The organism is Suilimivivens sp. (assembly GCF_037359455.1).
Lineage (GTDB): Bacteria > Bacillota > Clostridia > Lachnospirales > Lachnospiraceae > Suilimivivens > Suilimivivens aceti.
Window position 1 is genome coordinate 1 of record NZ_JAXXXI010000006.1, and the last position, 8,691, is coordinate 8,691.

The window sequence follows — 8,691 nt, forward strand, 5'->3', positions numbered from 1 at the left end:
GATAAGTGATACGAAAGGCTTTGAATGAAGAAAACTTCAGGATAAGCAGCGTAAGAGCTTATCTTGAAGAATAGATAGCCGAAAGGCGGAAAAATTATGGAGGTAAAGAATATGGCAAGCAAATCTTCTAATAAAGTAGAAGTTCCTGAAGCAAAAGCTGCTATGGATCGTTTTAAGACTGAGGTTGCCTCTGAACTTGGTGTGAGCTTAAAGGAAGGTTACAATGGTGACTTAACCTCTAAGGAAGCCGGTTCTATCGGTGGCGAGATGGTTCGTAGAATGATCAAGAAGCAGGAAGAGCAGATGAAGTAATCATCTGACAGATAAGAGAAAAGAATGGCCCGTCTGCAAATGCAGGCGGGCTGTTTTTGTGCTATAGAGAATTTTTAACAAGGATCTCCGTTTTTGTGTAATATCTGTCAGTATCCGGACTTTTGCCAAGAAGCAGATAGCCGGAAAGAAGCTTGAGAGCCTGATAACCCTGCGTATATGGTTCCTGACAAAGAACACAGGAAATGAGTCCCTCTTCTAGATAATGCCTGTTATGGGATGTCAGGTCAAAGCAGATGATCCTGCAGTGGCAAGAGGAATCCTGGATGGCGCGGATACCGCCTGTACTGCCACCTGCAGCAAAAACGATCAGGTCAATGGCTGGATGATCTGCAATGTAATTGTGAACCAGATTGTAGGAAATGAAATCATCGTCCTGGTTCTCTATAATATCAAGTACCTGCATGTCAGGGTAGCTTTCGTTTAGAATTTGAAGAAAACCTTCCAGACGCTGGCTGTGGCCAAGGAGCGATTTGGAACCAAGAACAAACAGGATCCTGGCACCGGGAGGAGCGATCAGACCGGCAATATTGGCAGTGATCTGTCCGCTTTTTAAGTGATTACAGCCCACATAGGAAAGATAGTTGACCCCAAGAATATCTGCTGTGAGGGCAACTACCGCAATGCCTTCTGCTATCAGGGCGTTTAATCTGTCTGCGATTTCAGGAACATTGAGAGGCGTAATGATCAGTGCCTGGATGCCTTCCTGGTAAAGAGCATCTATTACCTTTAGCTGACAGGAAGCATTAAGATGCTCTGGAGAACGGGTGGTGACTTCGATATTGAATCCATTCAGTTCATCAATAGCGGACTGGATTCCCTTTTCCACATCATTAAAAAAGGTATTTCCCCTGGAATTTAAAATACAACCGATTCGAAAGATCTTATTCTTGCTGGCAAGAGTTTTGGCAGCAAGATCCGGTTCATAGCCCATGGTTTTGGCAAGCTGACAGATCCGGTCTTTGGTCTTTTGATTTACGCGTCCTCTTTCATTGAGAGCACGATCGACGGTTGCACGGGAGACACCTGCCATATCGGCAAGTTCCTGCATGGTAATCGGCATGGAAAACCCTCCTCATTTCTTTGTATATATACAATTATTACAGTGAAGGAAGAGGTTGTCAAGAGATTATTGCAAACACGAATAAAATAAAAAATATAATTCGATATGATACACGTGCATCACGAATTTGTACAATGGAAAATGCTGGGAAAACGGGGCGACTGTATGAAAAATAGACAATAAAATAGAGAAAAGCAAAAGCAAAATAAAAAAGTTGAGCAAATGTATTGACGCACGTGCACGCAAATGATATTATGATTACATAATCAAACCGGAACTAACAGGAAGATGGAGGAAAGAAAGGAGAAGTGTATGAAAAGGGTATTAGCATTATTGGTAACTATGACAATGGTAGGGTCAATGTTAATGGGGTGCGGCAGCAATGCCGCAGGTGACAGCCAGCAGGCAGAAGGAGAGAGTACAGAAACAGCTTCGATCGATGAGAATCATAAGCTGCGTGTAGGTGTTCTGGCAGCGATGACTGCGCTTCCGATTGTTGATATGGTAAATAACGGACTGGACAAGGAAAATGGAATTGAAATCGAACTGGTGAATTTCTCAACAGGAGCTCCCATGAATGAAGCCATGGCAGCCGGCGAACTGGATGTTTCCTTTATTGGTGCAGCGGCCGTATTTTCGCTTGCGAACAATAACTCCAAGATGATCGGTGAGATCTGTACTGATACAGTAGCAATCGATCTGATTGCAAGAGCAGATAGTGACATTGCAGCGGCGGGAGTGACAAATTCTGAATATCCGGACGTCATCGGCAGTGCTGATTCTGTAAAGGGAAAAACGATCCTTTGTCCTGCAGGAACTTTGTCACAGTTTGAAGTAACCAAGTATCTAGATGTATTCGGACTTACGATGGATGATGTTACCTTTGTGCCGATGGAATATGCACAGGCATATCAGGCATTCAAAACAGGAGAAGGAGATATCCTGGCAACCCGTTCCCCTCAGACTTACACAGCAGTAGATGACGAAGGTTGGATATCTGTAGCTTCTATGAAGAATCTGAAGGCAGATGCAACTGCACAGGTCGTTGTCAGCGAAAGCACATTTGATAACAAGCAGGATGCACTCGCGACCATGATGAAACTGGTAGCAGAAGAAAACGATAAGTTAAATGGTGATATAGAGTATGCAGCAAATCTGATGTCTGACTGGTTTAAGCAGAACGGACAGGATATTGATGTGGAAGTTTCCAAGAGACAGCTCGAAGAAAAGCCTTTCTATGGCGTAGAGGATATGAAGACAAGAGAGTTTGGTGCTGATTTCAAAAATACTCTGGTTGAGTTCTATGTTTCCAGTGGACAGCTTGAAGAAGACCTGAAGGATACCGTATGCGGCAATGTCAGAAACGATATTCTGGAGAAAGCAGGATTAAACTAGAAGTAAAATGAGAAAAGGCCTGCACTGAACCCTCGGGATCAGTGCAGGTAAGGAAAGGTACATTATGAAAGAGAAAAAACTAAAATATACGTTGATATCAACGGCATCAGTCTTTTGTTTCTTACTTATATGGTATCTGATAGCAGATGTTTTCAAGGTATTTCCATCCAGTACTTTCCCAAGCCCGTTTAAAGTAGCAACAGCCTTTGTAAGAAAACTGACAGTGACAACACCGGATGGCGGAACACTGGGAAAGCACTTGATTGCCAGCCTTAAGGTAGTTCTTCTTGGTTATCTTCTTGGTATTGTGATCGGCGTACCTCTTGGCATCCTGATGGGCTGGTACCGCAGGGTAGATCTGATCGTAAAACCTTTATTTGACCTGATCAGACCGATTCCTCCGGTAGGCTGGATCCCGCTGATGATTCTGTGGCTTGGGATTGGCATCCAGGCAAAGGCAACCGTTATCTTCGTATCGGCTGTTACGCCGGCGATCATCAATGCCTATACCGGAATCAAACAGACTAATCCGGTACACATTTGGGTGGCAAGAACCTTTGGTGCAAGTAACTTTGAAACGCTTCTTAAGGTAGGTATTCCTTCTGCACTTCCCATGATCTTTGCAGGATTAAAGGTATCCCTCGGGGCAAGCTGGATGGCACTGGTTGCTGCAGAAATGCTGGCCTCTACAGAAGGACTTGGCTATATGATCCAGATGAACCGTATGGTAGGAAAAGCAGATAACATCATGGTAGGCATGATCACGATCGGTCTTGTGGGAGCACTGCTGACCTATATTTTGGAAACACTGGAAAAGAAACTGGTCAAAGGAGGAAGGAACAAATGAAAAAGAAATTTCAGAATTCAAAAACAGAAACCATTGTATATTTCATTTGCTCTTTAGCAGGACTTCTGCTCGTCTGGCAGCTTGCGGTTTCCTTTACCAGTCTGCAGAAGGTAATGCCGTCTCCCTTTGTAGTACTTGGTTTTATCGGAGAATCTCTGACACAGAAGATTGGTGGCAAGATCCTTCCTCTGCATATTCTAGCCAGTTTGAAGCGTGTTTTTGTCGGATATTTCCTGGCATGTATCATCGGTATTCCACTGGGCATTCTGATGGGCTGTTCCAAAACCGGTAAGGCGATCGTCAAGCCGATCTTTGAACTGCTCCGTCCCATCCCCGGACTTGCGTGGATCCCGCTTGCTATTCTCTGGTTTGGCATTGGGGAAACTTCCAAGTATTTTATTATCTGTGTCAGTGCCATTGTAAGTATCATCTTAAATGCCTATGCAGGAGCAAGCCAGGTAGATCAGACACTGGTAGGTGCGGCAAGAATGCTGGGAGCAAAGCCCGCACAGATCTTCCTTTACATTACACTTCCGGCATCTGTTCCGCAGATTTTTGCAGGACTACAGGTAGGACTTTCCTCAAGCTGGATGGCCGTGATCGCAGCGGAAATGATCCGTGCCAATGAAGGTGCCGGCTGGATCATCACGACAGGAATGGAAAGTGGAAATACAGTACAGATCCTGGCAGGTATGATCTCGATCGGACTGGTCGGACTGCTGCTGGCATCATTACTTCGATTAATAGAAAGGGGATTATGCTCATGGAACATTCAGGGAAGATAACGGATGTAAAAACAATGATCAGCTGTAAGCATGTATCCAAAACCTTCGAAAATAACGGAAAAAAGAATGAGGTCCTGAAAGATATTTCTCTGGAAGTTGCAGAAAATGAATTCGTGGTCATTCTAGGTCCCGGTCAATGCGGAAAAACAACACTGGTCAATATCATGGCAGGTCTTGATCATGAAACGGCAGGCAGCGTTAATGTAAATGGCAAAAAGGTAGACGGACCGGCACCGGAAAGAGGTGTGGTTTATCAGAAAACAGCATTATTTCCCTGGCTTACGGTAGAAGGGAATGTGGGATTTGGACCAAAGATGGCGGGACTTCCGAAGAAGGAACGCAAGGAGAAAGCAGAGCACTATATTGATCTGGTGGGACTTACCGGATTTGAAAAAAGCTACCCAATCAAACTGTCCGGCGGTATGAGACAGAGAGTGGGAATTGCCAGGGCTTATTGTAATAACCCTTCTGTACTTCTGATGGATGAACCCTTTGGACATCTGGATGCACAGACAAGATATCTGATGCAGGAAGAGGTAGAGAGAATCTGGAGTCAGGATAAAAGAACAGTGGTCTTTATCACCAACAATATTGAGGAAGCGCTGTATCTGGCTGACAGGATCATTCTGCTCAGCAGCTGTCCGACCACAGTAAGAAATGAGTTTAAGATCAATCTCCCAAGGCCGCGGGATTATATTTCACCCGAGTTTTTGAAGCTGCGGGAAGAGATCAGCAAACACGTGGAAACCACAGAATGAGGTGAAGAGTATGAGTAAAGTGGAAGTAAATCATTTGACCAAAAGTTTTGGCTCCCTGAAGGTATTGGATGATATTTCCTTTCAGGTGAATGATGGCGATTTTCTCTGCATTGTAGGACCGACAGGATGTGGTAAGACGACATTTTTGAACAGTCTTGTGAAGCTGTATGACATTGATGACGGAGAAATTCTGATCAACGGAGAAGAAGTAGACTTAAATAAGCACAGTATCGCTTATATCATGCAGGAATATTCAACCATGTCATGGCTGACAGTAAAGGAAAATGTGCAGTTTGGCATGAAGGTAAGAAAGTTTTCAAGGGAAAAGCTGAACAGAAAAACTGAGGAGGTACTGAGGATGGTCGGCCTTGAAAAATTCGCAGACTATTATCCGGAGCAGCTTTCCGCAAGTATGCTGCAGAGAGTATCCATTGCCCGTGCCTTTGCTGTTGAGCCGGATCTCCTGTTGATGGATGAGCCTTATGGACAGCTGGATCTGGAACTGCGGTTTCGGCTGGAGGATGAGCTGATCCGTATCTGGCAGGAAACGAAAACCACGATCGTTTTTATTACACATAATATTGAGGAAGCAGTTTATATGAGCCAGCGGATCATGGTTCTTACCAATAAACCTACTAAGGTAAAGGAAGATTTCGTCAACCCGCTTCCTCTGCCGAGAAATGTAACGGAAGAGAAGTTTATTGAAATGCGTAACAAGGTGACCAACCTGATTAAATGGTGGTAATTACAGGAAAGTACGGACAGTTAAGGAGACAAGAGAATGAATATTATTCATATGCATACTCATGACAGCGGAAGATACATAAGCCCATATGGATATCAGATTCCCACACCGGCATTGATGAAATTTGCAAAGGAGGCAACTCTTTTCAGGCACTGCTATTGTGCAGGACCAACGTGCTCTCCAAGCCGGGCAGGGCTTCTGACAGGATATACGCCCCATGAGAACGGAATGCAGGGGCTGGCAAGCAGAGGCTGGCAGCTCAACAACTATGAGCATCATCTGGCAAATTATCTGGGAAAAAACGGGTATCATACCGCATTGTGCGGTATTCAGCATGAAGCGCCCGATTATCATATGATCGGCTATCACGAGATCGTGGGCAGCCAGGAATTTAATATGGATCAGACAGAAGCAAGTATGGAGGACTGGGATTATTCCAATACAGAGGAGGCCTGTGCTTATCTGAAAAGGCAGAGCGAAGAAGGAGATAGACCATTTTTCCTTTCCATGGGCTGGTTTAATACCCACAGAGAATATCCAAAAGCAAAGAAGGACATAAATTCGGATTATCTGACGGTTCCCACTCCGCTTTATGACTGTGATGCCAACAGAAGAGATATGGCAGACTACTGTGAGTCAGCAAGAGTCGTGGACAACTGCTTTGCAAGAATCATGGAAACGTTGGAAAAGACAGGACTTCGGGATCAGACACTGGTAATTTTTACCACTGACCATGGAATTGCTTTTCCGAAGATGAAATGTACTCTGTATGATACGGGAATCGGAGTTGCCTTTATCATGGATTATCCGGGAAATCAGCGTAAAGGACAGGCAGTGGATACCCTGATCTCACAGCTTGATATTTATCCGACAGTCTGTGAGCTGGCAGGGGCGCCCATTCCGGACTGGACAGAAGGTTACAGCATGGTACCTTTTATGGAAAAGAAGGCAGAGAAGGTCAGAGATGAGATTTTCTCTGAGGTGACCTATCATGCAGCCTATGAACCGAAGCGCTGTATCAGGACAGACCGTTATAAGCTGATCCGTCTGTTTGATTATCATAACGGACTGGTACCTGCTAATATTGATGAGGCGATCAGCAAGGATTTTCTTGTGGAAAACGGATATCTGGAAAAGAAGAGAGTCAGGGAATATCTGTTTGATCTTTGGATCGATCCCTATGAGAGAGAGAATCTGACAGAGAATGAAAAATATGCAGAGGTGTATAATGACCTTTCCTTAAGGCTGGAAAACTGGATGAAGGAAACAAATGACCCGATCCTGAAATATGGTTCCAGAGTGCCAAAGCCGGAAGGAGCAAGAGTCAACAGGCTGACTTGTATGAACCCGAGACTTCTTGATTTTGAGGATTAAGTAAAAGAGGCAAATTATGATAGTGTTACTGTTTCTCATCTGCCTGTCAGCATCTATGGTTGGAAGCATCTGTGGCATTGGCGGCGGCATCATCATCAAGCCGCTGCTGGATGCCCTGAGGATTATGGAGGCCGACACGATCAGCTTTCTGTCAGGCTGCACTGTGCTTGCCATGACCGCATATTCGGTAGGCAGAGGCAAACTGAATAAGGGATCCTCTCATCTGGATTCAGGACGGAGCTTTCCGCTGGCTATGGGAGCAGCCCTTGGCGGTGTCCTTGGAAAGCAGCTTCTGCAGGCAGTGCTGGAAAGAAGCGAAAGTGCATCTTCCCTTGGATTTGTGCAGGCGATCTGTCTACTGTTTGTGACGCTGTTTACACTTTTGTATACGCTGCAAAAGAAAAGGATTGTCACCCATAATATCAGAAAAGCATGGGTCTGCATCCTGATTGGAATGTGTCTTGGCGGTCTGTCAGCATTCCTTGGGATTGGCGGAGGACCCTTAAATCTGGTTGTGCTGTACTATTTCTTTTCCATGACTACCAGGGAAGCAACAGAAAATTCCCTGTATGTGATCTTTGTTTCCCAGTGTATGAGCCTGTTTGTCAGCATTGTCAGCCGGTCAGTACCGGTCTTTGCATCGCTGATCCTGGTATTCATGGTGCTTGGCGGGATTGCGGGCGGTATGGCAGGAAGAAGCATTTCCCAAAGGATTCAGGACAGTACCGTGGAAAAACTGTTTGTGATTTTAATGGTAGTCATGATCGGGATTTGCGGGTATAATATTTATCAGTTCTCACGATAACAGACAGGAGTACTTATGAAACCACTTGTGGTAATGATCAAACCGGCATCCGGGCAGTGCAATATGAAATGTGATTACTGTTTTTATGGAGATGAGATGGAGCACCGTGATCAGGCTTCTTTTGGCTTTATGACAGAAGAAACCCTGAAGGCGGTGATCCGAAAGACCATGCTCCGTGCAGAGGGCGGTATTTATTATGTATTTCAGGGCGGAGAACCGACACTTCGGGGTCTGCCCTTTTTTCACAGGGTAATGGAACTGCAGAGGCAGTATAATAAAAAAGGCGTGATGGTTTATAATTCCATCCAGACTAATGGGTACCTGCTGGATGATGCGTGGTGCCATTTTTTTGCAGAGAATCGTTTCCTCGTGGGGATTTCCTTAGATGGTGTGAAAAGAACTCATGATGCCAGCAGACATGGCAAAGAGGGAAGTCCATCCTTTGACAGGATCCTTGGGGCGATCAGGCTTCTTGAGAAGTGCGGTGCAGAATACAATATTCTTACAGTGGTTACGAAACAGGTTGCAGAGAGTATCGGAGAGATTTATACTTTCTATAAGAAGCAGGGTTTTCGATTTCAGCAGTATA

Annotated in this window: 10 protein-coding genes; 9 read left to right on the plus strand and 1 reads right to left on the minus strand. The window is 44.9% G+C overall.

Going from position 1 to position 8,691, the window contains the following annotated elements; all coding sequences use genetic code 11:
* Positions 1-111: 111 nt before the first annotated feature.
* Positions 112-312, plus strand: coding sequence for an alpha/beta-type small acid-soluble spore protein (locus WJQ40_RS00840; RefSeq protein ID WP_118797690.1), 201 nt, complete (start codon positions 112-114; stop codon positions 310-312).
* Positions 313-373: 61 nt separating this feature from the next.
* On the opposite strand, the gene WJQ40_RS00845 is transcribed toward WJQ40_RS00840, so the two are convergent.
* Positions 374-1,393: a LacI family DNA-binding transcriptional regulator gene (locus tag WJQ40_RS00845; RefSeq protein ID WP_337537595.1), complete on the minus strand. Its 1,020-nt coding sequence runs from the start codon at positions 1,391-1,393 to the stop codon at positions 374-376.
* Between the two features lie 312 nt (positions 1,394-1,705).
* Between WJQ40_RS00845 and WJQ40_RS00850 the strand changes: the two genes are divergently transcribed.
* The 8 genes from WJQ40_RS00850 to WJQ40_RS00885 all read left to right on the plus strand — a co-directional run.
* Entirely contained in the window at positions 1,706-2,788 is a 1,083-nt protein-coding gene (locus tag WJQ40_RS00850; protein WP_337537596.1) for an ABC transporter substrate-binding protein, read from the plus strand.
* 64 nt (positions 2,789-2,852) lie between these two features.
* Entirely contained in the window at positions 2,853-3,635 is a 783-nt protein-coding gene (locus WJQ40_RS00855; RefSeq protein ID WP_337404962.1) for an ABC transporter permease, read from the plus strand.
* Positions 3,632-4,420 carry an ABC transporter permease gene (locus WJQ40_RS00860; RefSeq protein ID WP_337404963.1) on the plus strand — a complete coding sequence of 263 codons (789 nt, stop codon included), beginning with the start codon at positions 3,632-3,634 and terminating at the stop codon, positions 4,418-4,420. The genes WJQ40_RS00855 and WJQ40_RS00860 overlap by 4 nt, the downstream gene beginning before the upstream one ends.
* Positions 4,399-5,178 (plus strand): ABC transporter ATP-binding protein, encoded by a 780-nt coding sequence (locus WJQ40_RS00865; protein WP_337404965.1) that lies wholly within the window; start codon positions 4,399-4,401, stop codon positions 5,176-5,178. The genes WJQ40_RS00860 and WJQ40_RS00865 overlap by 22 nt, the downstream gene beginning before the upstream one ends.
* 10 nt (positions 5,179-5,188) lie before the next feature.
* A complete protein-coding gene (locus tag WJQ40_RS00870) occupies positions 5,189-5,923 on the plus strand; it encodes an ABC transporter ATP-binding protein (protein ID WP_337537597.1) in 735 nt (244 codons plus the stop codon).
* 36 nt (positions 5,924-5,959) lie between these two features.
* Complete coding sequence (locus WJQ40_RS00875) at positions 5,960-7,297, plus strand: sulfatase (protein WP_337537598.1); 1,338 nt, start codon at positions 5,960-5,962, stop codon at positions 7,295-7,297.
* Positions 7,298-7,313: 16 nt separating this feature from the next.
* The gene (locus WJQ40_RS00880; RefSeq protein ID WP_337537599.1) at positions 7,314-8,102 is read left to right on the plus strand and encodes a sulfite exporter TauE/SafE family protein; all 789 of its coding nucleotides are present in this window, start codon (positions 7,314-7,316) and stop codon (positions 8,100-8,102) included.
* 15 nt (positions 8,103-8,117) lie between these two features.
* The coding region (locus WJQ40_RS00885) for a radical SAM protein (RefSeq protein WP_337537600.1) at positions 8,118-8,691 on the plus strand (574 nt) is incomplete at its 3' end.